Consider the following 25,475-nt stretch of genomic DNA (forward strand, 5'->3'; position numbering starts at 1 on the left):
TAAGTAATGCAACTCAATCCTTCCGAGATCAGCGAACTGATCAAAAGCCGAATTAGCGAATTGGGTGTTGACTCCCAAGTTCGCAACGAGGGCACTGTAATTTCAGTGACCGATGGTATTTGCCGTGTACATGGTTTGTCAGGCGTTATGCAAGGCGAAATGTTGGAGTTCCCTAACAACACAATCGGCCTCGCTTTGAACCTTGAGCGTGATTCTGTTGGTGCCGTGGTGTTGGGTGAGTACACCCACGTTAAAGAAGGCGACCCCGTTAAATGTACCGGCCGTATTTTGGAAGTTCCTGTTGGTCCAGAGTTGCTCGGTCGCGTAGTGAATGCGCTCGGTCAGCCGATTGATGGCAAAGGTCCAATTAATACCAAATTAACTGACTTTATTGAAAAAGTTGCCCCTGGCGTTATTGCCCGTCAATCTGTTAGCCAGCCAGTTCAAACTGGTTTGAAGGCGATTGATGCGATGGTTCCTATTGGTCGTGGTCAGCGTGAGTTGATCATTGGCGACCGTCAGACTGGTAAGACAGCAGTTGCAGTTGATGCGATCATTAACCAAAAAGGTAAAGGCGTTTATTGCGTTTACGTAGCGATCGGTCAAAAAGCTTCTACTATTGCTAACGTTGTTCGCAAGCTTACAGAAAACGGTGCAATGGATTACACCATTGTGGTTGCAGCAAGCGCATCTGAGTCTGCAGCGATGCAGTATCTCTCTGCATATGCAGGTTGCACAATGGGCGAATATTTCCGTGATCGCGGTGAAGACGCTTTGATTGTTTACGATGACTTGACTAAGCAAGCAGTTGCTTACCGTCAAATCTCCTTATTGCTCCGCCGCCCACCAGGCCGTGAAGCTTATCCTGGCGACGTGTTCTATCTCCACTCACGCTTGCTTGAGCGCGCTGCTCGTGTAAATGCCGACTATGTTGAGAAGTTCACTAACGGCGCAGTAAAAGGTAAGACTGGCTCATTGACAGCATTGCCAATTATTGAGACTCAAGCAGGTGACGTTTCTGCATTCGTTCCAACCAACGTGATTTCGATTACTGACGGTCAGATCTTCTTGGAAACTGACTTGTTCAATGCTGGTATTCGTCCAGCGATTAACGCGGGTATTTCTGTTTCTCGTGTTGGTGGTGCAGCTCAAACTAAGGTTATTAAGAAGCTGTCCGGCGGTATTCGTACCGACTTGGCACAGTATCGTGAATTGGCAGCGTTTGCGCAGTTTGCCTCTGATCTTGACGAAGCAACCCGTAAACAGCTTGAGCGTGGTCGCCGTGTTACTGAATTGTGTAAGCAAGCTCAGTACAAGCCACTCCAGGTTTGGGAAATGGCCGCTTCACTCTACGCAGTAAACAACGGTTATTTTGATGATCTCGAAGTGAAAGATGTACTGGCTTTCGAAAAAGGCTTGCAAGATCACTTGAAATCAAAATACGCTGATTTAGTTGCTCGTGTTGAAGAGACCAAAGATTTGAGCAAAGAAGACGAAGCTGCTTTACGCGCTGCGATTGAGGACTACAAGCGTTCTGCAGCCTTCTAAGGACGCGTAAATCATGGCCGGCACAAAAGAGATACGATCCAAGATCAAGAGCGTGCAAAACACGCGCAAGATCACGAAAGCGATGGAAATGGTCGCCGCATCAAAGATGCGTCGTGCCCAGGAGCGCATGCGTAATGCGCGCCCATTCGCCGAAAAAATTCGTGAAATGGTGGCTAATCTTTCTAAAGCAAATCCCGAGTACCGCCCTGCTTACATGGCGACTCGCGAAGTTAAGAAAGTTGGCACGATTTTGGTTACAACAGACAAAGGATTATGCGGTGGCTTAAATACCAACGTATTGCGTTTGATTGCAAACCAAGTGCGCGATTTGCAGGCAAAAAATATTGAAATTGAGTACACAGCGATTGGTTCAAAAGGTCTTCAGTTTTTGAATCGCTCAAAAGCAAAACTCATTTCTCAAACAATTCAAATTGGCGATACGCCACATTTGGATGTTTTGATTGGCGCAATCACTGCCCAGTTGGAAGCGTTTGAGAAGGGTGAGATTGATGCAGTGTATTTGGCATACACACGCTTTGTGAATGCAATGAAACAAGAACCTATTTTAGAAAAGCTTTTACCTTTGGAGCCGGCAGGTTTGAGCTCTGAAGATAAGTCAGGGCCATCTTGGGATTACATTTATGAGCCCGATGCTGAGTCCATTTTGAATGGCTTATTAAAGCGTTACGTTGAGGCGATGATTTATCAAGCGGTTGCCGAGAATATGGCGTCCGAGCAGTCTGCTCGCATGGTTTCCATGAAGGCAGCATCTGATAACGCAAAGAACGTAATTGGTGAATTGCAATTGGATTACAACAAAACACGACAAGCTGCTATTACCAAAGAGTTGTCTGAAATTGTTGGTGGAGCGGCTGCTGTTTAAGCGGTCAGCATTTAGGAATACGAAAGAATTTACGGAATTAAAAGCGGAGAAAGCGATGAGTAACGGAAATATCGTGCAATGTATCGGTCCAGTGGTGGACATTCAGTTCCCACGCGACAAAATGCCAAACATTTATGATGCGTTGACATTAGTTGAAAGCGGCGAAAAATCATTTGCTGAAAAAGGTTTGACCTTTGAAGTTCAGCAACAAATCGGTGATGGCGTAGTTCGCGCGATTGCGATGGGCGCTAGTGATGGCTTGCGTCGTGGCATGGAAGTGAAGTCCACCGGTAAGCCAATTTCTGTTCCTGTTGGTCCAGCAACATTGGGCCGCATCATGGACGTTTTAGGCCGCCCAATTGATGATGCAGGCCCGATTGCGACTGAAGAGCGTCGTGCAATTCACCAGCCAGCTCCTAAGTTTGATGAGCTCTCTCCTTCAGTTGATCTTTTGGAAACTGGTATTAAGGTTATTGACTTGGTTTGCCCATTTGCTAAGGGCGGTAAGGTCGGCTTGTTCGGTGGTGCGGGTGTTGGTAAGACCGTGAACATGATGGAATTGATTAACAACATCGCTAAGCAACACTCAGGTTTATCAGTGTTCGCAGGTGTTGGTGAGCGTACTCGTGAAGGTAACGACTTTTACCACGAGATGAAAGAATCTAACGTTATCGACAAAGTGGCGATGGTGTTTGGTCAGATGAACGAGCCTCCTGGTAACCGTTTGCGTGTTGCTTTGACTGGTTTGACTATGGCTGAAGCGTTCCGTGACGAAGGTCGTGACATTCTGTTCTTCGTTGACAATATTTACCGTTACACCTTGGCTGGTACCGAAGTTTCTGCGTTGCTAGGCCGTATGCCTTCTGCTGTGGGTTACCAACCTACATTGGCTGAAGAAATGGGTAAATTACAAGAGCGTATTACTTCTACCAAGACTGGTTCTGTGACATCTATTCAGGCTGTTTACGTTCCTGCGGATGACTTGACCGATCCATCACCTGCAACAACCTTCTTGCACCTAGACTCCACCGTTGTATTGTCACGTGATATTGCTGCTTTGGGTATTTACCCAGCGGTTGATCCATTGGATTCCACTAGCCGTCAGCTTGACCCACAAGTGGTTGGCCAAGAGCACTATGAAGTGGCTCGTTCAGTACAGATGACTTTGCAGCGCTACAAAGAATTGCGCGACATTATTGCGATTTTGGGTATGGACGAATTGTCTCCAGAGGACAAATTGGCTGTGGCGCGTGCTCGTAAGATTCAACGTTTCTTGTCCCAGCCTTTCCACGTTGCTGAGGTATTCACTGGTTCACCAGGTAAATACGTTCCATTGAAAGAAACCATCCGTGGTTTCAAGATGATCGTTAGCGGTGAATTGGATCACTTGCCTGAGCAAGCGTTCTACATGGTGGGTTCAATTGATGAAGCCATCGAGAAAGCGAAGAAGCTTTAATCGAACTCATCTAGGGAAATTATGTCAACCATACGCGTCGATGTAGTAAGTGCTGAGCAATCTATTTTCAGCGGTGAAGCGAAGTTTGTAGCGCTTCCTGGTGAAAGTGGCGAGCTCGGTATTTTGCGCGGCCACACTCCATTAATGACACGCATTCGTCCAGGCTCAGTTCGTATTGAAAAAGCTGATGGCGACGAAGAGTTTGTGTTTGTAGCGGGTGGCTATTTAGAAGTTCAGCCTGATCATGTAACTGTATTGGCAGATACTGCTATTCGTGGGCACGATCTGGATGAAGCAAAAGCATTAGAAGCTAAGAAACGCGCTGAAGAAGCCATGCAAAATCGTGGCACAGAATTCGATTTGGCATTAGCTCAATCTGAGTTTGCAATGGCTGCTGCACAGCTGGCAGCAATTGCGCGTTTTCGTCGTAAAAAATAAAAAACCGGTTATTCCTTGCTGTTAAACGATCGGTTTTTAAAGGCTTGCCTGGGCGAGGCGGTAGATCAAACACCGCTTTGGCTCATGCGCCAAGCTGGCCGATATCTTCCTGAGTACAACGCCACGCGCGCAAGGGCCGGAAGTTTTCTAGGCCTGGCAAAAAATCCTGCATATGCCACCGAAGTAACACTTCAGCCTTTGGATCGATATCCATTGGACGCGGCAATTTTGTTCTCTGACATTTTGACCATTCCCGATGCTATGGGATTGGGCTTGAAATTTACTGCGGGCGAAGGCCCTAGTTTTGATCATCCTTTGCGTGATGAGGCGTCTGTTAAGAAGCTACGTGCTGCGGATATGGGCGAGCTCAAGTATGTATTTGATGCTGTTTCGGAAATACGCAGCGCATTAGCTCAGGATGGTAAGCAACGTGTTCCTTTGATTGGCTTTTCAGGAAGCCCATGGACCTTGGCATGTTACATGATTGATGGTTCTAGCTCAGATGATTTTCGTCATGCTAAAACGATGATGTTTAGTCGCCCTGATTTATTGCAGCATATCTTGGATATCAATGCACAATCAGTGGCAAATTATTTAACTGAGCAAGTGAAAGCTGGCGCACAAGCACTGATGATTTTTGATACCTGGGGCGGGATGCTACCAGACGGTTGGTATCAAAGAATGTCTTTGGCATCGATGCAAAAAGTGATTGCCGCATTACCAAGAGAGCACGATGGTAGAAAAATTCCAGTAATCATGTTCACTAAGGGTGGCGCTATTTGGTTGGATGATATGGCGCAAGTTGGTGCAGATGTGATCGCATTAGATTGGACTATTTCTCTTGGTCGTGCGCGCAAACAATTACTCTCCTTAAATAAGCCTTTGGCTTTGCAAGGCAATTTAGACCCACTGATTTTGTTCTCTGAGCCAGAGCAAATCGCAAAACAAGCCAGTGCAATATTGGATGATTTGGCTAGCGCCCCACCTCTTAAATCTGGCTTACATTCTTTGGATGGCCATGTATTTAATTTGGGCCATGGGATTTCCCAATTCACGCCGCCAGAGAGTGTGTCTGTTTTGGCAGAAACGGTGATTAAGCACTCTAGGGCTTTAAGGACAAAGCGGTAATACTGAGTAACTGCTAACTTTCTTGGGGAGATTTTCCATAAAAGTTATGCACAGCAACATCTAAAAATGAAAATTCAGTGAGATTGCGTTAAAAGATAAACAGAAGCTTTCGGAAAGTAATGCAAATTATTGATTATTAAGGAAAATTTTGCAATTTAATCAAAAGGTAAGTATTCAAAGTTTGCTGGTAAATTAGCTTATAAATCAAAGTTTTTGGATGATATCCACAGACTTATCCACAAGCAAAATAGATAAAACGAAGTGCCTGATGCCCTCACCTATTGTGGTCCAAGTTGTTGTAGACAAGCCCCTTGCCCAAGGGTTTGATTACTTATGGGACAAAACAAGTTTGGGGCTAGATCCGCAAATCGGGCATGTGGTTGAAGTTCCATTTGGCAGATCCTTTTTAGTCGGAGCAGTAATAAAAGTAAGTGCTTACTCTGACTATAAAATAAATAAATTAAAGTCTGTTACCAAGGTAGCGCCATTGCCACCAATGGATGCAGCGGCCTTGCGGCTCATGAGTTTTGCAAGCCAGTACTACATCCACGGGCTTGGGGAAACCATCATTCCAGCAATCCCGCAGATGTGGAAAAAACCCTCTTCTTGGGAAAAACTATCGAGTTCACACTTGGCCGATGAGAATAAAAAGCCAAAGAAAAAAGAATCTGAAAAAAAGATTGCTGAAGGATATGTCGCAGAGTCTGAGTTAAATGAAGCCCAGAAAACTGCCTTGACACAGCTAAACGATTCTTGCCGACAAGAAAAATATCATGCTGCTTTGCTACAGGGTCAAACTGGCAGCGGAAAGACAGCAGTTTTTTTGCATTGGTTAAATATTCTTCTTGGCGACAGTAAAGCCCAGGCATTGATATTGGTCCCGGAGATTAATTTAACGCCTCAATTAGAGCGACGCGTACGCGCTTATTTCCCAGAAAAGAAAATGGCAGTGTTGCATAGTGGCGTTTCTGAAAAGAAGCGCGGAATCGCTTGGTATGAGGCAATTACTGGCGAGGCAAAAATTATTTTGGGAACCAGATTAGCTGCTCTGACGCCTTTTCCCAAGCTGAGTGCCATCGTAGTTGATGAAGAGCATGACCCATCCTATAAACAGCAAGATGGCATACGTTACTCGGCGAGAGATCTCGCAATCTGGCGTGCACACGATTTAAAAATTCCTATAGTGTTATCTTCAGCAACGCCCTCTCTAGAAACCTGGATGGCCGCCAAAGCCGGCCGTTATCAGCACCTGCGGCTGGATCAAAGAGCTCAAGGTGCGGCATTGCCAAATGTGCATTTGCTCAATTTGCGGGATCCGCAAAACCAACTCAGCCCAGGCGACAAAGTGAAGCCAGGCTTAAACATTTCTTTAAGCAAGCCAGTAGTTGCAGCAATTCAAAAAAATCTATATGAAAGTAAGCAAAGCCTCGTTTTAATTAATCGAAGAGGTTATGCGCCAGTACTTAGTTGCAGTGCTTGTTCGTGGTTGTCTAAGTGTCATCAATGCAGCTCTTATATGGTGATGCATAAAGCAGGCGCTTTGGGCGGAAAACCAGTTTTAAGTTGCCATCATTGTGGCCTAGTAAAAGGTATCCCTAGCCACTGTCCTGATTGCGGTAACGCTGATCTAAAAACCTTGGGGCAAGGCACCCAAAAGCTGGAAGACGCGATCGAAGAGTGGTGGCCAAATGCAAGGGTATTGCGTGTAGACACTGACTCAAGTCGCAAAAGCAAAGACGCTGAAGAATTGTTTCAAGAAATACACGATGGCAATGTCGACATCGTCGTTGGCACCCAAATGATTGCCAAGGGGCATGACTACCAACGCGTTGGTCTTGTGGCTGTATTGGACGCTGATGCTCGACTGTTCTCACAAGATTTTCGGGCGGCCGAGAGATTGTTTGCACAACTAGTTCAGGTTGCAGGTCGTGCAGGAAGGGCAAATAAGGATGGCCAGCGCAGTGGCGATATTTTTATCGAAACTCAGTTTCCGGAAGCGGCGGTATATCAGTATTTGTTGAGACATGATGTCGATGGATTTTTGGCTCATTTGGCCGCAGAAAGAGAAGAGGCAAAGTTGCCACCTTTCTGCTATCAGGCTTTGGTTCATGCAGAAGCCAAGAGTCTTGATAAGGCAATACGCTTTTTAATTAAGCTTAAAGGTCGATTGCATGATCAGGGTCTAATAGGCTCCGGCTTAAAGGCTTATGACCCAGTTCCTAGAAGCATGATGCGGGTAGCTGGCATTGAGCGCGCTCAACTGCTAATTGAGTCTGTGGATCGCAAGCGATTGCAATTGGCCTTAGAAGCTATTGATGGTGACTTGCGATCCCGGTCTCAGGGCCGCATTAGCAAGGAAGATCGGATTCGGTGGCTAATTGAGCGCGATCCGATATCTATTTAGGCTAAGCCTAAGCTCCTGCAGAAGAGTTGTATTGATCCAAACTCATGAGCTGGTTTAAGTCTGAAGACAGAGTGGTTTCAGAGCTCGGCTTGATTTTGAATAACCAAATGCCATAGGGGTTTTGGTTTACTAATTCTGGGTTGGCATCTACTGCTTCATTCAGAGCAATAATTTCACCACTAACTGGCGCATGAATGTCGCTAGCTGCTTTAACAGACTCTATGACGGCAATGGCTTCACCTTGTTTTACTTGTTGGCCAAGCTTGGGTGCTTGAAAAAACATCACATCGCCTAAAGCCTCTTGAGCATGGTTACTAATCCCAACCCATACTAAGCCATCACCCTCTAGGTCAGCCCACTCATGAGTTTGCGCGAATTTAAATGTATCTTCGGTATTCATTGTTTATCCTTTAGACCCATTTTATTCCCAGTCCCATAAACTAGGAATCCTTATTCATTTTTAGTGATGTGTTTTATGCCAATCAAATTAGGAATAGTTCCAGTCACCCCTTTTGAGCAAAATTGTTCAATTTTGGTTTGCCAAGAAACGGGTGATGCCGCCGTAGTTGATCCCGGCGGGGATATTGAAAAGATATTGGATGGCGTAAAACAAATGGGCGGCAAGGTAAAAAAGATTTTGCTCACTCATGGCCATTTAGATCACTGCGCAGCTGCCAAAGACTTATCGGATCAGCTTGGGGTGCCTATCGAAGGGCCACAAGAGGATGAGCGTTTTTGGATTGATCAGCTGCCGGAACAAACCGTTCGTTTTGGTTTTGGACATGCCAAAGTATTTGAACCCAATCGTTGGCTCAACGATGGCGATCATGTGCAAGTTGGCAATGTCAATTTTGAAGTGTTTCATTGTCCTGGACACACACCAGGACATGTGATTTTTTATGGCAAAGAAGATCGCCTAGCGATTGTTGGCGACGTATTGTTCGCGGGCTCTATCGGTAGAACAGATTTTCCGCGGGGCAATCATGCGGATTTAATTCATGCGATTAAAACAAAATTATGGCCCTTGGGCGATGATGTGCAGTTTGTGCCTGGACACGGACCCATGTCAACGTTTGGCAACGAGCGTAAAACGAATCCCTATGTGGGTGATAAAGCCTAGCAATCGCAATGATTGCATGTGCAGCTTGCGCTAATTAGGTTTTTGCTGAACCAGTGCGGTGCGTACGGTTGTATAAGCAGCTGGCGCAAATCCAACGTTGCTTGCGATTGCTGGTAGGAATCCAAGTTCCACCTTCAAGACGTTTTTCGCGACTGCAAGAAGAGCAAAATTTGAGGCTCTGTGAAGAATCTTGTGCGGCAGCTGGAGTCGTTGTAGTCATGGGCAATCCGAGTAAGGCAAATCTTTATACAAACTACTATTTTACCCGTTTTGCCCTACTGGCACTGGGGATAGCACCACTCTGACGGAGTCTGCCGTCTTGTTCCCATCAAAATCCAACCAAGCTTTGTTTTGGAAATCGTAAAGCTTGCACTTGCGCGCAGTGTCGAAATACCATGCCCAAGAGAACTTTTGGATAAAAATACGCTCTGGAAGGATGGTTTCGAGGGTTTTTTGGGCTTCTGGGAGGTGGTATAGAGGTACGCTCATGTCTACGTGATGGGCGGTGTGCTCCATGATGTGGTGCATTAAAGAGCCCCAAATCCAGCTAAAAGTTAAATGTACGGTAGTTGAAACGAAAGGTTGGGCGCGCAACCACTCCGATTTTTTGTCATACCAAGATACTGATGGGTGGGTATGGTGAACGTAGACCACAAATCCAATCATGCCGTTCCAAAACAAAAATGGAATTGCAAAACCGGTAAGAAGGCCAACCCAAATTGATTGGTTAGTAGCGATCGCACCAGCAATTAGACAGCCAATCCAAACAATCGCAAATGCAGTGACGAGCAAATTGTCTTTTAAGAAAATAGGGCGATCACCAGGTTTGTTTTTTGCATTTGGGAAGTACTCACGTCTCCACCAAATTTCAATTAAGTAATAGAAAACAGGACCCCAGCCACTACGGTAAAGGCGCTCTAGAGCCTTACGCCATGAGGGCAAGGCGTCATATTCTTCCTTTGATAATGGAGCCCAGACAAAGTCAAAGCCCTTTAAATTGGTTTGTCCATGATGCACAACATTGTGACCAACATCCCACAAGCTGTAGGGTGTGAGTGAAGGCAAGAATGCAATACGTCCAAGCACTTTGTTGAGTTCGCGATTGGGGGTGAAGCTTTGATGACATGCATCATGACCCAAAATAAAAATGCGACCAGTGACAAAACCAGCAATTAATCCAAAAACAACTTTTAGTAGAACGTTTTCAACAAATACGGTACCTGCAATGCAACCGAGCCACAAGAATGAATCAATCAACAGCAACATAATTGCGCGTGCTGTTTCGCCTTGGGCCATTGGAATGAGCCAACTCCGAATAATTTTGCGGTGCGGCAATGGCGCCTCAGGAGGCAAGGGATTTGTCAGTGACGGCTCTGAAAGGGCTGAATTTAGATGTGTAGACACGATAAGAATCAATAAGTTAGACGCAAATTTTAGCGGTTTTCATGATTTTACGCATGATATAAGTCAAAAACCCCTTGTGTTTTGGCGCGCCCGGCAGGAATCGAACCTGCGACCCTTGGCTTCGGAGGCCAATACTCTATCCACTGAGCTACGGGCGCCCATAAAAACTGGATACCCCGTTATTGTAAGTGCCTATACCCCTACTCTCTAGTTATAATCACCGCAAAACAACCCTAAAACCCGTCAAACGATAAATTCTTATGAGCAACGAGCACGGAAATCTGATTAAGTCCCCAAAACAACTCATCATCATGGTGTTCGCAAGCTTTTTTGTGCCCTTGATCATTATTTTGTTGTTGATGGTGTTCGTTAACAACGGTAAGCGCGGTGAATCTACAACAACGACCGAACAGCTCATCAAGCCGGTTGCCCAACTTAATTTCAAAGACGCCAGCGGCCCTAAAGAATTGCAAACTGGCGAACAAGTTTACAAAGCAGTTTGCTCTTCATGCCATGCAACTGGCGCTGCTGGCGCTCCAAAGGTTGGCGATGCAGGTGCATGGGCCCCACGTATTGCAAAGGGCTATGACTCATTGTTGACCTCCGTCCTCAAGGGTAAAGGAGCAATGCCAGCGCGTGGCGGATCAAGCCCTGCTGACGTTAGTGATTACGAATTAGGCCGCGCAGTTGTTTATATGGCCAATGCATCTGGTGGCAAATTGCCAGAACCAAAAGCACCTGCTGCTAAGTAATTAACAAAATAATTTCTTAGACTTGTATTTTTAAAAGCTGGCATGTAGCCAGCTTTTATTTTTTTACTCTTTTGCTTTTGCATCTAGAGCAACTTGGTAAGCCTCTTTTTTGTTTGCGCCTAAGGTTTGGGAAAGCACCGTAGCAATTTCTTTGCTGCCCAAATAGGGAGTTAATGCACGCGCCCAGCGATTGAGAGAATCTGTGTCTACAGCCTCATCAGCATTGCCCTTGCGACCCGCCACTAGAATGACAAATTCGCCTTTTAGATGTTCGGAATTTTCAAGCCATTCTGAAATTTCATGTGCCTGAATCGAAGCTAATTGCTCAAATTTCTTTGTGAGCTCTCGGCAGATGAGTAAAGAACGTTCTTTTTCTAAAGAACTTGCAAGCAAGAGAAGTGTCTCGCGAATATGGTGTGGCGATTCGAAAAAAATACTTACTTTCTTACTGCTGATAATGTCTTGCAAGCAGGTTTCTCGATCCTTAGTTTTATGTGGCCAGAAACCCAAGAATTGAAAGCGCCCTTCTGAATTCAGCATGACTGAACCAGATGCTGATATCGCGCAAGATACGGAACTTGCGCCAGGGATTGGAATAACGCGGTAGCCAGCATTCTGAACTTGCTCAACTAAGCGCGCACCAGGGTCAGAAATTCCTGGAGTGCCTGCATCAGAAACATAGGCCCAGCGCTCATTATTCGAAAGATGTTGAATTACAGTTTGAGCGCCACTAAGCTCATTGTGGTCATGAAGCGCAATACATTTTTTATGAATACCGAACTGTCGCAATAGGGCTGCGCTATGCCTGGTATCTTCACAGGCAATCCCATCCACGGAATTGAGAACATGTAGGGCGCGCAAGGTGATATCACCCATGTTCCCAATGGGTGTTGCAACCATGTATAAAGCCCCAGATGGCAAATCTTGTTGTTTTAAAAAATCGAACGAGGCAAATTCCATGGGTTTATTGTCTGCTGAAGATGAATCAATAACAAGAGAATACGTTGGTTTTGAGTTAAGCTGATGACATCTAAATTGAGCGTTACCTTAGCGCATAATATTGCTATGAACAAAGATACGATTGAACGTTTGCGCAAGCGCGCATCTCAGCATTTTTTAGATAGCATTGCTGTTAAGCAGGAAGCAGAAAAAACACTTCCAGATGCAGTTGCTCAAGGAGTGCTGGCTATGGCGGATTGTTTGCAAGCGGGTGGCAAGGTAATGGCTTGTGGCAATGGTGGGTCGGCTGCTGATGCCCAGCACTTTGCAGCAGAGCTGATCGGTCGATTTGAGCGTGAGCGCCAAGAGTTAGCTGCAATTGCTTTAACAACTGACAGCTCAATTCTGACTGCGGTTGGTAATGACTACAGCTACGACGAAGTATTTAGCAAACAAGTACGAGGCCTTGGTAAGAAAGGCGATGTTTTGTTGGCCATTTCTACTTCCGGAAATTCTAAGAATGTTGTCAAAGCAATAGAAGCTGCGAAAAAGATTGGCATCAAAATTATTGCGCTTACTGGAAACGGTGGCGGAAAGATTGCGACTCTTTTGGATAAAGACGACATACATTTATGTGCCCCTTCAACACGTACTGCGCGCATTCAGGAGACGCATTTGGTCTTGCTGCATGGCTTATGTGATGGCGTTGATCACATGCTCTTGGATTAATTTTTAAATCAACACAAAGTACATTTATGCAAATCCAATTCATCAGTAAATCTTTGATTACAGTTTTACTTGTTACACAATTATCTGCGTGTGGAATTTTAGCGGTGGGCGGTGTTGCAGCAGGCGCTAGTGTGATGGCTGATCGTCGTACACCAGGAGTGCAAGCAATTGACAATGGAATTGAGATGCAAGCAAATGCGGCGCTGTCGAAAAAATTTGGAGATAACGCACACATTAATGTGACTTCTTTTAATCAGAAGGTATTGTTAACTGGCGAAGCAAAAGATGCGGATATTAAAGGCGAAGCCGATGCTTACGTAAAAGCAATGAAGAATGCTCGTACCGTGTTCAACGAGATTGTTATCGGCCCAAACAGCACATACACTGCTCGGGCCAACGATTCTTATCTCGAATCAAAGATTAAAACGCAGATGATTTTTACCGATCAGTTGCCGTCAAACTCTATGTCGATAGTGGCAGAAGGAACAAGCGTATATCTTATGGGGATCTTGACTCAGAAAGAAGCGGACTTGGCCAAAAAAGTAGCTAGCAATACCAATGGCGTGAAAGATGTTTACGTTTACTTTGATATCATTTCTGATGCAGAAAAAAATCGACTAGAGAAACAGGGCAAGGCTGATGAATCACAACCAAGCAGTCCGCCAAAGTTCCAATAAATTTTAGTAGTCTTGTGATGTTGCAAAAATATGCGCTTGTAAAAATAGTATTTATTTTTACAGCGCTGTTTTTCTTTGCGACAAAGGCATATAGTAATAGCGAAGACCAAAAAGCATTTGTACTTGCAAAACAAAATGCTTGCTTAGGTTGTCATGCAGTAGATAAAAAAATTGTTGGACCCAGTTTTCAATCTGTTGCGCAAAAATATAAACACGATCAAAACGCGCCAACGTTTTTAAAAAACAAAATTACTAAGGGCGGTGCAGGCTCATGGGGTGTAGTGCCGATGCCTGCAAACGCAAAATTAAGTGATGCCGATTTGTCATTATTGGTGAGTTGGATCTTACGTGGCGCACCAAACTAACCCTCGCATTATTTATTAACGCGCGTGTTTAGGTTTTCCTAGAAACCACCACCATGCTTGATTAGCAAGTTTCAAATTTTCTTTTAATGCGTAATCAAAATCTGCCCATTGTTCGTTTGCTGCTTCTTCAACAATCGTGCTTGGGTTAGCTGGTGGTAGGGTGAGATAAGCATCAGCATCGCCGTATGCATACTCCACTTTCATGCCAGCCTTTTGAGCTAAATGCATCATGGCTTTATTGTTTGCAAGGCAGTGAACATAAAGCGTTTGTATATTGCTATTACGTGAGTGCACCGCAGAGCGGTTGAGTAATGCAGTGCCAAGCCCTTGTGCTCTGCCTTCAGGTAGCACGGAAACTCCAAATTCAGCAGCACGCGCTTGGCCTTTAATCTCTGGGAGATAGGCAAGGTGTGCCATACCAATCAGCTCCAGATCGGCATTGAATACACCAAAAACCGCATCTTGATTGAAATCTAGGTGTTCAACGTAGTGGTGAATCACTTCATCAGGAGTCTGTGTGCCAAAACGTAAGCGACGGTCTTCATCGCTAAGCTTGAGCAGATGGTTGAGGATTGCGTCCCTGTGACCTGCATGTAATTCGCGTACAGGAACTACCTGCCCCACCGTGAAAGGGCTGGAAGGTGAGTGGTTGTTCGCTAATTTATTGTGCATAGCAACATGTTAGCACTAATCAAGGAAAATTTCAGGGTTTTCCCTTAGCTTGTGGCTTATGCGCAAATGGGGTTTTTGACGACCCCAACGATTCGTCTAGGGCCTCAGAAACAGGCTAAAAATGCAGAAAATCTCAAAAAAATTGAAATTTTTTTCATGTTTTATGTGACTGATTTTATTAAGGTTTTTTAGAGAGTCAGAAAAATCTTCGCTTTTTTTAGGAAAAATAGTGCAAAAGGTGTTGACAACCCTATTCGGGTATGTCATAGTCTCGCTTCTTCGCTGAATCTTTTTAATAACGATTCAGCCCTCTTTAAAAATTAGTCAACCGATAATTGTGGGTACTAAGTGAAAGCATCCAGTCCTTCGGGACAGATGTAAATAAATAGTACTCATAGACAGTAAAGATTTGGTTTTTTACCAAGTCGATTTCTTGAATGAGTGCGACGATCCGCAAGGATCACAGGAATTGAACTGAAGAGTTTGATCCTGGCTCAGATTGAACGCTGGCGGCATGCCTTACACATGCAAGTCGAACGGCAGCACGGGTGCTTGCACCTGGTGGCGAGTGGCGAACGGGTGAGTAATACATCGGAACGTACCTTATCGTGGGGGATAACGCAGCGAAAGCTGTGCTAATACCGCATACGCCCTGAGGGGGAAAGCGGGGGATCGCAAGACCTCGCGCGATTAGAGCGGCCGATGCCTGATTAGCTAGTTGGTGGGGTAAAAGCCCACCAAGGCGACGATCAGTAGCTGGTCTGAGAGGACGATCAGCCACACTGGGACTGAGACACGGCCCAGACTCCTACGGGAGGCAGCAGTGGGGAATTTTGGACAATGGGGGCAACCCTGATCCAGCAATGCCGCGTGAGTGAAGAAGGCCTTCGGGTTGTAAAGCTCTTTTGTCAGGGAAGAAACACCGGCTCTAACACAGTCCGGGAATGACGGTACCTGAAGAATAAGCACCGGCTAACTACGTGCCAGCAGCCGCGGTAATACGTAGGGTGCGAGCGTTAATCGGAATTACTGGGCGTAAAGCGTGCGCAGGCGGTTATACAAGACAGGCGTGAAATCCCCGGGCTTAACCTGGGAATGGCGCCTGTGACTGTATAGCTAGAGTGTGTCAGAGGGGGGTAGAATTCCACGTGTAGCAGTGAAATGCGTAGATATGTGGAGGAATACCAATGGCGAAGGCAGCCCCCTGGGATAACACTGACGCTCATGCACGAAAGCGTGGGGAGCAAACAGGATTAGATACCCTGGTAGTCCACGCCCTAAACGATGCTGACTAGTTGTTCGGGATTTACATCCTGAGTAACGTAGCTAACGCGTGAAGTCAGCCGCCTGGGGAGTACGGTCGCAAGATTAAAACTCAAAGGAATTGACGGGGACCCGCACAAGCGGTGGATGATGTGGATTAATTCGATGCAACGCGAAAAACCTTACCTACCCTTGACATGTCACTAACGAAGTAGAGATACATTAGGTGCTCGTAAGAGAAAGTGAACACAGGTGCTGCATGGCTGTCGTCAGCTCGTGTCGTGAGATGTTGGGTTAAGTCCCGCAACGAGCGCAACCCTTGTCTTTAGTTGCTACGCAAGAGCACTCTAAAGAGACTGCCGGTGACAAACCGGAGGAAGGTGGGGATGACGTCAAGTCCTCATGGCCCTTATGGGTAGGGCTTCACACGTCATACAATGGTGCATACAGAGGGTTGCCAACCCGCGAGGGGGAGCTAATCTCAGAAAATGCATCGTAGTCCGGATCGTAGTCTGCAACTCGACTACGTGAAGCTGGAATCGCTAGTAATCGCGGATCAGAATGTCGCGGTGAATACGTTCCCGGGTCTTGTACACACCGCCCGTCATACCATGGGAGTGGGTTTTGCCAGAAGCCGTTAGCCTAACCGCAAGGAGGGCGACTGCCACGGCAGGGTTCATGACTGGGGTAAAGTCGTAACAAGGTAGCCGTATCGGAAGGTGCGGCTGGATCACCTCCTTTCTAGAGAAAAGATGCTGGAGCTATAGTACCCACACTTATCGGTTGACAATAATAGCCACGGGTCTGTAGCTCAGCTGGTTAGAGCACTGTGTTGATAACGCAGGGGTCGTAGGTTCAAGTCCTACCAGACCCACCAATCAGTAGTGATATGGTCTTAGTGGACGTTGGGGGATTAGCTCAGCTGGGAGAGCACCTGCTTTGCAAGCAGGGGGTCGTCGGTTCGATCCCGTCATCCTCCACCAACTCTTAAATGTCAAAACTAAGCAATTAGTAAATTGTTTAGTTTTGCCATTTATGGCTGTTCTTTAAAAATTTGAGTAAGCAAAGTGTCAAACGTATCTTTGAGAGTGCGTTTGACAATGTAATAAGGGTAAAGATTGAATCATCAATCAGTAATATCAAACGAGTTTTACAAAGTTCTTAACAAGTACTTACAGTTTGGATTACGGCAAACATGTCAGAAGTAGAAGTAAAACCCTGTAACAGGTACTAGCAATGGTGCTCGTTATAGGATCAAGTGAATAAGTGCACATGATGGATGCCTTGGCGATTACAGGCGACGAAAGACGTTATAACCTGCGATAAGCCCCGGGGAGCTGGTAAATAAGCTTTGATCCGGGGATCTCTGAATGGGGAAACCCACCACTTTTGTGGTATCCACACCTGAATACATAGGGTGTGTGAAGCGAACCTCGTGAACTGAAACATCTAAGTAGCGAGAGGAAAAGACATCAACCGAGATTCCCAAAGTAGTGGCGAGCGAAATGGGAAGAGCCTTCTAGTGATAGCTCAGTAATTAACAGAATGGAATGGAAAGTCCAACAATAAAGGGTGATAGTCCCGTATGTGAAAATTATTGAGTGGTACTAGGCTAGAGACAAGTAGGGCGGGACACGTGAAATCCTGTCTGAATATGGGGGGACCATCCTCCAAGGCTAAATACTCGTAATCGACCGATAGTGAACAAGTACCGTGAGGGAAAGGCGAAAAGAACCCCGGGAGGGGAGTGAAATAGATCCTGAAATTGTGTGCATACAAACAGTAGGAGCCTCGTAAGGGGTGACTGCGTACCTTTTGTATAATGGGTCAGCGACTTACATTCAGTAGCAAGCTTAACCGAATAGGGAAGGCGTAGCGAAAGCGAGTCCGAATAGGGCGCTAGTTGCTGGGTGTAGACCCGAAACCAGTTGATCTATCCATGGCCAGGTTGAAGGTGCGGTAACACGTACTGGAGGACCGAACCCACTAACGTTGAAAAGTTAGGGGATGAGCTGTGGATAGGGGTGAAAGGCTAAACAAAACTGGAAATAGCTGGTTCTCTCCGAAAACTATTTAGGTAGTGCCTCGTGTATCACCGTAGGGGGTAGAGCACTGTCATGGTAGTGGGGTCCATTGCGGATTACTGCGCCATAGCAAACTCCGAATACCTACGAGTGCGAGCACGGGAGACAGACATCGGGTGCTAACGTCCGGTGTCAAGAGGGAAACAACCCAGACCGCCAGCTAAGGTCCCTAATATATGCTAAGTGGGAAACGAAGTGGGAAGGCTAAAACAGTCAGGAGGTTGGCTTAGAAGCAGCCATCCTTTAAAGAAAGCGTAATAGCTCACTGATCGAGTCGTCCTGCGCGGAAGATGTAACGGGGCTAAGCATATAACCGAAGCTGCGGATCACAGCAATGTGATGGTAGGAGAGCGTTCTGTAAGCCTGTGAAGGTGTCTTGTAAAGGATGCTGGAGGTATCAGAAGTGCGAATGCTGACATGAGTAGCGATAAAGGGGGTGAAAAGCCCCCTCGCCGTAAGCCCAAGGTTTCCTGTTCAACGTTCATCGGAACAGGGTGAGTCGGCCCCTAAGGCGAGGCAGAGATGCGTAGCTGATGGGAACAAGGTTAATATTCCTTGACCATTGTTAGATGCGATGGGGGGACGGATCGCGGAAAGTTGTCCGGGTGTTGGATGTCCCGGTTCTTGCGTTGGAGATGGCTATTAGGTAAATCCGGTAGCGTAATTCAAGGGCGTGAGACGAGCGAATTTATTCGCGAAGCAATTGGAAGTGGTTCCAAGAAAAGCCTCTAAGCTTCAGTCTAACAAGACCGTACCGCAAACCGACACAGGTGGGCGAGATGAGTATTCTAAGGCGCTTGAGAGAACTCAGGAGAAGGAACTCGGCAAATTTGTACCGTAACTTCGGGATAAGGTACGCCCTGGTAGTTTGAACCTGTACAAGGGGAGGACGAAAGGGTTGCAATAAAAAGGTGGCTGCGACTGTTTAATAAAAACACAGCACTCTGCAAACACGAAAGTGGACGTATAGGGTGTGACGCCTGCCCGGTGCTGGAAGATTAAATGATGGGGTGCAAGCTCTTGATTGAAGTCCCAGTAAACGGCGGCCGTAACTATAACGGTCCTAAGGTAGCGAAATTCCTTGTCGGGTAAGTTCCGACCTGCACGAATGGCGTAACGATGGCCACACTGTCTCCTCCTGAGACTCAGCGAAGTTGAAATGTTTGTGATGATGCAATCTACCCGTGGCTAGACGGAAAGACCCCATGAACCTTTACTGTAGCTTTGCATTGGACTTTGAACCGGTCTGTGTAGGATAGGTGGGAGGCGTTGATATCAGGATGCTAGTTCTGATGGAGCCGTCCTTGAAATACCACCCTGATTTGTTTGAGGTTCTAACCTTGGCCCGTTATCCGGGTCGGGAACAGTGCATGGTAGGCAGTTTGACTGGGGCGGTCTCCTCCCAAAGTGTAACGGAGGAGTACGAAGGTACGCTTGGTACGGTCGGACATCGTACCTAAAGTGCAATGGCAAAAGCGTGCTTAACTGCGAGACCGACAAGTCGAGCAGGTGCGAAAGCAGGTCATAGTGATCCGGTGGTTCTGTATGGAAGGGCCATCGCTCAACGGATAAAAGGTACTCTGGGGATAACAGGCTGATACCGCCCAAGAGTTCATATCGACGGCGGTGTTTGGCACCTCGATGTCGGCTCATCTCATCCTGGGGCTGTAGCCGGTCCCAAGGGTATGGCTGTTCGCCATTTAAAGAGGTACGTGAGCTGGGTTTAAAACGTCGTGAGACAGTTTGGTCCCTATCTGCCATGGGCGTTGGAGATTTGACGGGGGCTGCTCCTAGTACGAGAGGACCGGAGTGGACGTACCGCTGGTGTACCTGTTGTTTCGCCAGAAGCATCGCAGGGTAGCTATGTACGGAAGAGATAACCGCTGAAAGCATCTAAGCGGGAAACTTGCCTGAAGATGAGATCTCCCGTAGGTTTAACCTACATAAAGGGTCGTTGAAGACCACAACGTTGATAGGTCGGGTGTGGAAGCGCAGTAATGCGTTAAGCTAACTGATACTAATTGCCCGTTAGGCTTGATCCTATAACCAGCACTATTGTGTTGGATGTTTGCCAGATTTAATCTGCATCCTTAATTACATGCTTACTCAAATAGAGTTGTTGATTTATCAGCAACTCAACCCTCTACGCCCGGTGACCATAGCGAATTGGAACCACTCCTTCCCATCTCGAACAGGACAGTGAAACGATTCTACGCCGATGATAGTGCGGATTACCCGTGTGAAAGTAGGTAACTGCCGGGCACCAAAGCGACGCCCAGACCCCTTTAGGTCTGGGCGTTTTTACTTGTGCAAAGCGTAAGAGAGATTGACAGAAACTCCATTTGGAGTCAGAATATTGGGTTCGCGGAGGGGTGTCCGAGCGGCTAAAGGAGGCAGACTGTAAATCTGTTGGCTACGCCTACGTAGGTTCGAATCCTACCCCCTCCACCAGATGTGCGGGATTAGTTTAATGGTAAAACAGCAGATTTCCAATCTTCGGTCAAGAGTTCGATTCTCTTATCCCGCTCCAGTATTTGCAGCAAATAGAAAGGCCCATGTGGCTCAGTGGTAGAGCACTCCCTTGGTAAGGGAGAGGTCGGCAGTTCGATCCTGCCCATGGGCACCAGGCTTAGTTTTTATTAATTGTGTATTTCGTGTTTTGGTTTTTAAGAGTTAACTAAAGGCAGACAAAAATGGCAAAAGAAAAGTTCGAGCGGACAAAACCGCACGTAAACGTAGGCACCATCGGTCACGTTGACCACGGTAAAACCACCTTGACAGCGGCAATTGCAACTGTGCTCTCAAAAGCATTCGGTGGCGAAGCGAAAGCATACGATCAGATCGATGCGGCTCCAGAAGAAAAAGCACGTGGTATTACGATTAACACAGCACACGTTGAGTATGAGACTGCTGGTCGTCACTATGCACACGTTGACTGCCCAGGACACGCTGACTACGTTAAGAACATGATTACTGGTGCTGCGCAGATGGACGGCGCAATCTTGGTTTGCTCTGCTGCAGACGGCCCTATGCCACAAACTCGTGAGCACATCCTCTTGGCACGTCAGGTTGGCGTTCCTTACATCGTGGTGTTCTTAAACAAGTGCGACATGGTTGACGATGCTGAACTCTTAGAGCTCGTTGAAATGGAAGTACGTGAACTCCTGTCTAAGTATGACTTCCCAGGCGATGACACTCCCATCATCCGTGGTTCTGCTAAGTTGGCATTAGAAGGCGACGAAGGCCCATTGGGTAAAGAAGCCATCATGAAATTGGCTGAAGCACTCGATACTTACATCCCAACTCCAGAGCGTGCTGTTGATGGCTCATTCTTGATGCCAGTAGAAGACGTGTTCTCTATCTCTGGTCGCGGTACTGTAGTAACTGGTCGTATTGAGCGCGGCATCATCAAGGTTGGTGAAGAGATTGAAATCGTTGGTATCAAGCCAACTCTCAAGACCACTTGTACTGGTGTTGAAATGTTCCGCAAATTGCTCGACCAAGGTCAAGCAGGTGACAACGTCGGTATCTTGTTACGTGGTACAAAACGTGAAGAAGTTGAGCGTGGCCAAGTATTGGCTAAGCCTGGTTCTATCACTCCACACACCCACTTTACTGCTGAGGTTTACATCCTTGGTAAAGACGAAGGTGGTCGTCATACTCCATTCTTTAACAACTATCGTCCACAGTTCTACTTCCGTACAACGGACGTTACTGGTTCAATCGAGTTGCCAAAAGACAAAGAGATGGTGATGCCTGGTGATAACGTCACCATTACCGTCAAACTCATCGCCCCAATCGCGATGGAAGAAGGTTTACGTTTTGCGATCCGTGAAGGTGGCCGTACTGTTGGCGCCGGCGTGGTTGCAAAGATTTTGGCTTAAGAAGTATTTAGAAATAAAGGGGTGTAGCTCAATTGGCAGAGCGTTGGTCTCCAAAACCAAAGGTTGGGGGTTCGATGCCCTCCGCCCCTGCCACGATTTGAACTGAAAGCAATATGTCTCAACAAACTGCAAGTCAATCTGAAGAAAAAAGCAGCTGGGTCTCAGGCCTCGCTGCTTTAATCGTCGTTGCCGCGTTAGTGCTTTACTACACGCTCATCGACCAATCTTTATTGGTGCGCTTAGCCGTATTGTTTGGCGGCATTGCTGCTGCAGTCATGATCGTGGCAATTTCTCCTGACGGGCGTCGTTTTATCGCCTACGCAAAAGATTCTTGGTATGAAGTAAAAAAGGTTGTTTGGCCGACTCGTAAAGAGACCACCCAAATGACTCTAGTCGTATTTGGCTTTGTTCTGATCATGTCCTTGTTTTTGTGGATTGCAGACAAATTAATTGAATGGCTAGTTTTTTCAGTCCTTCTAGGCTGGAAGTGAGTAAGCAAAATGACTGATTCAGAAGTAGTCGCAAATTCTCAAGCTGCTGGTAATAAGCGTTGGTATGTAATCCACGCCTACTCTGGCATGGAAAAGAGCGTTAAAAAAGGCCTTGAGGAGCGTATCGCTCGTTCAGGTATGCCTGAGAAATTTGGCCGTATTTTGGTCCCATCAGAAGAGGTGGTTGAAGTGAAGTCTGGCTCCAAGTCTGTTACTGAGCGCCGTTTCTTCCCTGGCTACGTCTTAATTGAGATGGAAATGACCGACGAAAGCTGGCATTTGGTGAAAAACACGCCAAAAGTAACCGGTTTCGTGGGTGGCGTACGTAACCGCCCAAGCCCGATTTCGAACGCAGAAGTCACCAAAATCATGGATCAGATGCAAGCTGGGGTTGATAAACCTAAGCCCAAGACTCTATTTGAAGTGGGTGAGATGGTTCGCGTCAAAGAAGGTCCGTTTACCGACTTTAATGGCAACGTTGAGGAAGTGAACTATGAGAAGTCAAGATTGCGCGTTTCTGTTACAATTTTCGGTCGCGGCACCCCAGTTGAACTGGAGTTTGGCCAAGTAGAAAAGATGTAAAAACAAGGACTTAGTCTTGTATTGCAGTGCAGCAAAGTAGTAAAAGTCGTTTTAAGTGGTTATTTAGTTTTAGTAATTAACCGAGGAGCTGAGCTAGAAAGCCAAAAACTAGCAAAGCGTTAACTCAACGGCGGTCTTTCCTAATGAGGTTAGGCGCGCTTTAAGGAGCAACACATGGCAAAGAAGATTGTTGGCTTTATTAAGCTGCAGATTCCTGCAGGTAAAGCAAACCCATCACCACCCGTAGGTCCAGCATTGGGTCAACGCGGCCTCAACATTATGGAATTCTGTAAAGCGTTTAATGCTCAAACTCAGAGCATGGAACCTGGCTTGCCAATTCCAGTTGTGATTACAGCGTTCGCTGATAAGAGCTTCACATTCATCATGAAGACTCCTCCAGCAACCATCATGATTAAGAAGGCTGCAAAGATCGAAAAAGGATCACCGCGTCCTCATACCGATAAGGTAGGAAAAATTACTCGTGCTCAAGCGGAAGAAATCGCTAAAGCAAAAATGCCAGATTTGACTGCAGCTGATATGGATGCAGCAGTTCGCACAATCGCTGGTAGCGCCCGTTCCATGGGCATCACTGTGGAAGGAGTCTAATCATGACTAAATTATCTAAGCGCGTAAAAGCAATTCAGTCCAAAGTTGATCGCAACAAGTTTTACCCATTAGAAGATGCGTTGAATCTCGTTAAAGAGTGTGCAACTGCTAAGTTCGATGAGTCTATCGACGTTGCTGTTCAGTTGGGTATTGATGCTAAGAAATCTGACCAAGTTGTGCGCGGAGCAGTTGTGCTCCCAGCAGGTACTGGTAAGCATGTTCGTGTTGCTGTTTTTGCCCAAGGCGAGAAGGCTGAGCAAGCTAAAGCTGCTGGTGCAGAAATCGTTGGCATGGAAGATTTGGCTGAACAAATTAAAGGCGGCAAAATTGATTTTGATGTGTTGATCGCATCTCCTGACACAATGAAAATCGTTGGTACTTTAGGTCAAGTATTGGGTCCACGTGGTTTGATGCCTAATCCAAAAGTTGGAACAGTTACACCTGACGTAGCAACTGCAGTGAAAAATGCAAAAGCGGGTCAAGTACAGTTCCGCGTGGACAAAGCCGGTATCGTGCATGCAAGTATTGGCCGTCGTTCATTCGAGCCAGCTGCATTGAAATCGAATTTGCTCGCATTGCTTGAGGCTTTGAATAAAGCAAAACCTCCTGCATCTAAGGGAATTTATTTAAAGAAGGTTGCCGTAAGCAGCACCATGGGTGCAGGCGTACGTGTAGACCAAGCATCGTTACAGGCAGCAGTTTAATAGCCTGTAACAAAAAAGAACTTTGGGTCGACTTTTGCCTAAAAGCAAAAGTCGAACATCAAAGACCGTTGGTGAATTAGTTGCTAGTAAAGAGTTAATTCTTAATTGTTACGAAAGTGACGACCAGCGCAGATGGCGACCCTGAAAAGATTTTCACAAGAATCTTTGTGAACAAATGATCAGACGCTGGTGTGTAACCCCAACTGGAAGCAGTTGGTTTTTATGGAGTTAAACCGTGCCTTTGAATGTACAAGACAAAAAAGCGATTGTTGCTGATGTCGGAGCTCAATTGGCTGGAGCCCAAACCGTCGTTCTCGCTGAATACCGCGGTATCCCAGTAGAAGAATTGACAAAGCTACGTGCTAGCGCACGTGACCAAGGTGTATATCTTCGTGTTTTGAAGAACACATTGGCACGTCGTGCTTCACAAGGCACGCAGTTTGAGCCTCTTGCTGATTCGATGGTTGGCCCCTTGATCTACGGCATTTCTGCTGATCCGATTGCCTCGGCAAAAGTATTGCAGAACTTTGCTAAGACTCAAGATTTGCTAGTGATTAAAGCTGGCCTATACAACGGTAAGTTGTTGGATGTTGCAGGTGTTAAAGCACTCGCGACAATTCCAAGCCGTGAAGAGTTGTTATCAACGTTGTTGGGAGTGATGTTGGCCCCAGTATCTGCGATGGCTCGTGTATTGGGCGCAGTGGCTGCGCAAAAAGCAGCTGGAGCACCTGCTCCAGTAGCCGAAGCGGCAGCACCTGTAGAGGCAGCCCCAGTGGCAGAAACTGCGCCAGCCGCAGAGCCTGCAGCTGAACCAGCAGCCCCAGAAGCTACAGCAACAAACGAAACCCCTGCCGCTGAATAAGCGACAAATTAACTATTTAAGTATTAGGAGCTAAAAATGGCGATTACTAAAGAAGAAATCATTGAAGCAGTTGGTAGCATGTCCGTTATGGATTTGAACGACTTGGTTAAAGCGTTCGAAGAGAAGTTTGGTGTATCAGCTGCAGCGATGGCTGTTGCTGGTCCTGCAGGTGCTGGCGGTGGTGATGCTGGTGGTGCAGAGCAAACTGAATTCACAGTAAACCTCGTTGAAGCTGGCGCAAACAAAGTTTCAGTAATTAAAGCAGTTCGCGAAATTACTGGCCTTGGTTTGAAAGAAGCTAAAGACTTGGTTGACGGTGCACCGAAGCCAATCAAAGAAGGCGTTGACAAGAAGACTGCTGAAGAAGCCAAGAAGAAGCTTGAAGAAGCTGGCGCTAAGGCAGAACTCAAGTAATACAAACTCAGCTGGCGCCTCTCACAAAGGGGCGTTAGCCATGTTGTTTGACCTTTAGAGGTCAAACCCG

General features: G+C 46.5%; 22 protein-coding genes, 7 tRNA genes, 3 rRNA genes and 1 pseudogene. 27 read left to right on the forward strand and 6 right to left on the reverse strand.

The genetic code is table 11. The annotated features are described in order from the left end of the window. Positions 1 to 6: 6 nt before the first annotated feature. The 6 genes from atpA (at position 7) to priA (ending at position 7,857) form a co-directional block, all read left to right on the forward strand. On the forward strand, positions 7 to 1,548 hold the full coding sequence (atpA, locus tag NHB35_RS00105; RefSeq protein WP_353432375.1) for a F0F1 ATP synthase subunit alpha: 1,542 nt from the start codon (positions 7 to 9) through the stop codon (positions 1,546 to 1,548). Between the two features lie 13 nt (positions 1,549 to 1,561). Beyond that, positions 1,562 to 2,431, forward strand: a complete 870-nt coding sequence (gene atpG, locus NHB35_RS00110; RefSeq protein WP_353432376.1) for a F0F1 ATP synthase subunit gamma — start codon at positions 1,562 to 1,564, stop codon at positions 2,429 to 2,431. Between the two features lie 55 nt (positions 2,432 to 2,486). After that, positions 2,487 to 3,887 (forward strand): F0F1 ATP synthase subunit beta, encoded by a 1,401-nt coding sequence (gene atpD / locus NHB35_RS00115; protein ID WP_112202554.1) that lies wholly within the window; start codon positions 2,487 to 2,489, stop codon positions 3,885 to 3,887. A gap of 21 nt (positions 3,888 to 3,908) precedes the next feature. Beyond that, positions 3,909 to 4,325 (forward strand): F0F1 ATP synthase subunit epsilon, encoded by a 417-nt coding sequence (locus NHB35_RS00120; protein ID WP_215316641.1) that lies wholly within the window; start codon positions 3,909 to 3,911, stop codon positions 4,323 to 4,325. Between the two features lie 15 nt (positions 4,326 to 4,340). After that, complete coding sequence (gene hemE, locus NHB35_RS00125) at positions 4,341 to 5,453, forward strand: uroporphyrinogen decarboxylase (protein ID WP_353432377.1); 1,113 nt, start codon at positions 4,341 to 4,343, stop codon at positions 5,451 to 5,453. A 268-nt stretch (positions 5,454 to 5,721) separates the two neighbouring features. Next, the gene (priA, locus tag NHB35_RS00130; RefSeq protein ID WP_353432378.1) at positions 5,722 to 7,857 is read left to right on the forward strand and encodes a primosomal protein N'; all 2,136 of its coding nucleotides are present in this window, start codon (positions 5,722 to 5,724) and stop codon (positions 7,855 to 7,857) included. A gap of 7 nt (positions 7,858 to 7,864) precedes the next feature. Here priA and gcvH read toward each other — a convergent pair whose 3' ends face one another. Beyond that, the gene (gene gcvH / locus NHB35_RS00135; RefSeq protein WP_353432379.1) at positions 7,865 to 8,257 is read right to left on the reverse strand and encodes a glycine cleavage system protein GcvH; all 393 of its coding nucleotides are present in this window, start codon (positions 8,255 to 8,257) and stop codon (positions 7,865 to 7,867) included. 75 nt (positions 8,258 to 8,332) lie between these two features. Here gcvH and NHB35_RS00140 point away from each other — a divergent pair, with 75 nt between their 5' ends. Further along, complete coding sequence (locus NHB35_RS00140; RefSeq protein WP_353432381.1) at positions 8,333 to 8,977, forward strand: MBL fold metallo-hydrolase; 645 nt, start codon at positions 8,333 to 8,335, stop codon at positions 8,975 to 8,977. A gap of 34 nt (positions 8,978 to 9,011) precedes the next feature. Here NHB35_RS00140 and NHB35_RS00145 read toward each other — a convergent pair whose 3' ends face one another. From NHB35_RS00145 to NHB35_RS00155, 3 genes are all read right to left on the reverse strand, one after another. Continuing rightward, positions 9,012 to 9,197, reverse strand: coding sequence for a hypothetical protein (locus NHB35_RS00145; protein ID WP_353432382.1), 186 nt, complete (start codon positions 9,195 to 9,197; stop codon positions 9,012 to 9,014). Positions 9,198 to 9,238: 41 nt separating this feature from the next. Continuing rightward, positions 9,239 to 10,273: a fatty acid desaturase gene (locus tag NHB35_RS00150; RefSeq protein WP_353433447.1), complete on the reverse strand. Its 1,035-nt coding sequence runs from the start codon at positions 10,271 to 10,273 to the stop codon at positions 9,239 to 9,241. A 190-nt stretch (positions 10,274 to 10,463) separates the two neighbouring features. Beyond that, positions 10,464 to 10,539 (reverse strand) — tRNA-Arg (locus tag NHB35_RS00155). Between the two features lie 102 nt (positions 10,540 to 10,641). Between NHB35_RS00155 and NHB35_RS00160 the strand changes: the two genes are divergently transcribed. Beyond that, a complete protein-coding gene (locus tag NHB35_RS00160; protein ID WP_353432383.1) occupies positions 10,642 to 11,133 on the forward strand; it encodes a c-type cytochrome in 492 nt (163 codons plus the stop codon). A gap of 63 nt (positions 11,134 to 11,196) precedes the next feature. Here the strand turns inward: NHB35_RS00160 and rsmI are convergent, their stop codons facing one another. Further along, positions 11,197 to 12,093 (reverse strand): 16S rRNA (cytidine(1402)-2'-O)-methyltransferase, encoded by an 897-nt coding sequence (gene rsmI / locus NHB35_RS00165; protein ID WP_353432384.1) that lies wholly within the window; start codon positions 12,091 to 12,093, stop codon positions 11,197 to 11,199. Positions 12,094 to 12,198: 105 nt separating this feature from the next. Here rsmI and NHB35_RS00170 point away from each other — a divergent pair, with 105 nt between their 5' ends. Genes NHB35_RS00170 through NHB35_RS00180 form a run of 3 tightly spaced genes read left to right on the forward strand, consistent with a single transcriptional unit; the run spans position 12,199 to position 13,843 of the window. Next, positions 12,199 to 12,801: a phosphoheptose isomerase gene (locus NHB35_RS00170; protein ID WP_353433448.1), complete on the forward strand. Its 603-nt coding sequence runs from the start codon at positions 12,199 to 12,201 to the stop codon at positions 12,799 to 12,801. Positions 12,802 to 12,854: 53 nt separating this feature from the next. Next, a complete protein-coding gene (locus NHB35_RS00175) occupies positions 12,855 to 13,478 on the forward strand; it encodes a BON domain-containing protein (protein WP_353432385.1) in 624 nt (207 codons plus the stop codon). 17 nt (positions 13,479 to 13,495) lie between these two features. After that, the gene (locus tag NHB35_RS00180) at positions 13,496 to 13,843 is read left to right on the forward strand and encodes a c-type cytochrome (RefSeq protein ID WP_353433449.1); all 348 of its coding nucleotides are present in this window, start codon (positions 13,496 to 13,498) and stop codon (positions 13,841 to 13,843) included. Between the two features lie 15 nt (positions 13,844 to 13,858). Here the strand turns inward: NHB35_RS00180 and NHB35_RS00185 are convergent, their stop codons facing one another. After that, positions 13,859 to 14,515, reverse strand: coding sequence for a GNAT family N-acetyltransferase (locus NHB35_RS00185; RefSeq protein WP_353432386.1), 657 nt, complete (start codon positions 14,513 to 14,515; stop codon positions 13,859 to 13,861). 471 nt (positions 14,516 to 14,986) lie between these two features. Here NHB35_RS00185 and NHB35_RS00190 point away from each other — a divergent pair. The 16 genes and pseudogenes from NHB35_RS00190 to rplL all read left to right on the forward strand — a co-directional run bounded on the left by NHB35_RS00190 (position 14,987) and on the right by rplL (position 25,405). After that, positions 14,987 to 16,519: ribosomal RNA gene (locus NHB35_RS00190) — 16S ribosomal RNA — on the forward strand. 59 nt (positions 16,520 to 16,578) lie between these two features. Then, positions 16,579 to 16,655 (forward strand) — tRNA-Ile (locus NHB35_RS00195). 30 nt (positions 16,656 to 16,685) lie between these two features. Further along, positions 16,686 to 16,761 (forward strand) — tRNA-Ala (locus tag NHB35_RS00200). 269 nt (positions 16,762 to 17,030) lie between these two features. After that, positions 17,031 to 19,904, forward strand: a 23S ribosomal RNA gene (locus NHB35_RS00205). A 106-nt stretch (positions 19,905 to 20,010) separates the two neighbouring features. After that, positions 20,011 to 20,124: ribosomal RNA gene (gene rrf / locus NHB35_RS00210) — 5S ribosomal RNA — on the forward strand. Together the 16S, 23S and 5S rRNA genes with 5 tRNA genes alongside form the textbook arrangement of a ribosomal RNA operon. 104 nt (positions 20,125 to 20,228) lie before the next feature. Then, positions 20,229 to 20,313 (forward strand) — tRNA-Tyr (locus NHB35_RS00215). 5 nt (positions 20,314 to 20,318) lie between these two features. Further along, a tRNA-Gly gene (locus NHB35_RS00220) sits at positions 20,319 to 20,392 on the forward strand. Between the two features lie 21 nt (positions 20,393 to 20,413). Further along, positions 20,414 to 20,488 (forward strand) — tRNA-Thr (locus NHB35_RS00225). A gap of 67 nt (positions 20,489 to 20,555) precedes the next feature. Further along, entirely contained in the window at positions 20,556 to 21,746 is a 1,191-nt protein-coding gene (gene tuf, locus NHB35_RS00230) for an elongation factor Tu (RefSeq protein WP_353432387.1), read from the forward strand. Between the two features lie 17 nt (positions 21,747 to 21,763). Beyond that, a tRNA-Trp gene (locus tag NHB35_RS00235) sits at positions 21,764 to 21,839 on the forward strand. A gap of 20 nt (positions 21,840 to 21,859) precedes the next feature. Further along, positions 21,860 to 22,237, forward strand: a complete 378-nt coding sequence (secE, locus tag NHB35_RS00240; protein ID WP_353432389.1) for a preprotein translocase subunit SecE — start codon at positions 21,860 to 21,862, stop codon at positions 22,235 to 22,237. Positions 22,238 to 22,246: 9 nt separating this feature from the next. Then, positions 22,247 to 22,819 (forward strand): transcription termination/antitermination protein NusG, encoded by a 573-nt coding sequence (nusG, locus tag NHB35_RS00245; RefSeq protein WP_215389954.1) that lies wholly within the window; start codon positions 22,247 to 22,249, stop codon positions 22,817 to 22,819. A 174-nt stretch (positions 22,820 to 22,993) separates the two neighbouring features. After that, positions 22,994 to 23,425: a 50S ribosomal protein L11 gene (rplK, locus tag NHB35_RS00250; protein WP_173954844.1), complete on the forward strand. Its 432-nt coding sequence runs from the start codon at positions 22,994 to 22,996 to the stop codon at positions 23,423 to 23,425. Between the two features lie 2 nt (positions 23,426 to 23,427). After that, on the forward strand, positions 23,428 to 24,129 hold the full coding sequence (rplA, locus tag NHB35_RS00255) for a 50S ribosomal protein L1 (protein ID WP_353432390.1): 702 nt from the start codon (positions 23,428 to 23,430) through the stop codon (positions 24,127 to 24,129). A 235-nt stretch (positions 24,130 to 24,364) separates the two neighbouring features. Further along, a pseudogene (rplJ, locus tag NHB35_RS00260) lies at positions 24,365 to 24,886 on the forward strand (50S ribosomal protein L10); the annotation flags it as partial. Positions 24,887 to 25,027: 141 nt separating this feature from the next. Further along, on the forward strand, positions 25,028 to 25,405 hold the full coding sequence (gene rplL / locus NHB35_RS00265) for a 50S ribosomal protein L7/L12 (protein WP_173954847.1): 378 nt from the start codon (positions 25,028 to 25,030) through the stop codon (positions 25,403 to 25,405). Positions 25,406 to 25,475: the final 70 nt, after the last annotated feature.

The organism is Polynucleobacter sp. MWH-UH23A (assembly GCF_040409805.1).
In the GTDB taxonomy this organism is placed as follows: domain Bacteria; phylum Pseudomonadota; class Gammaproteobacteria; order Burkholderiales; family Burkholderiaceae; genus Polynucleobacter.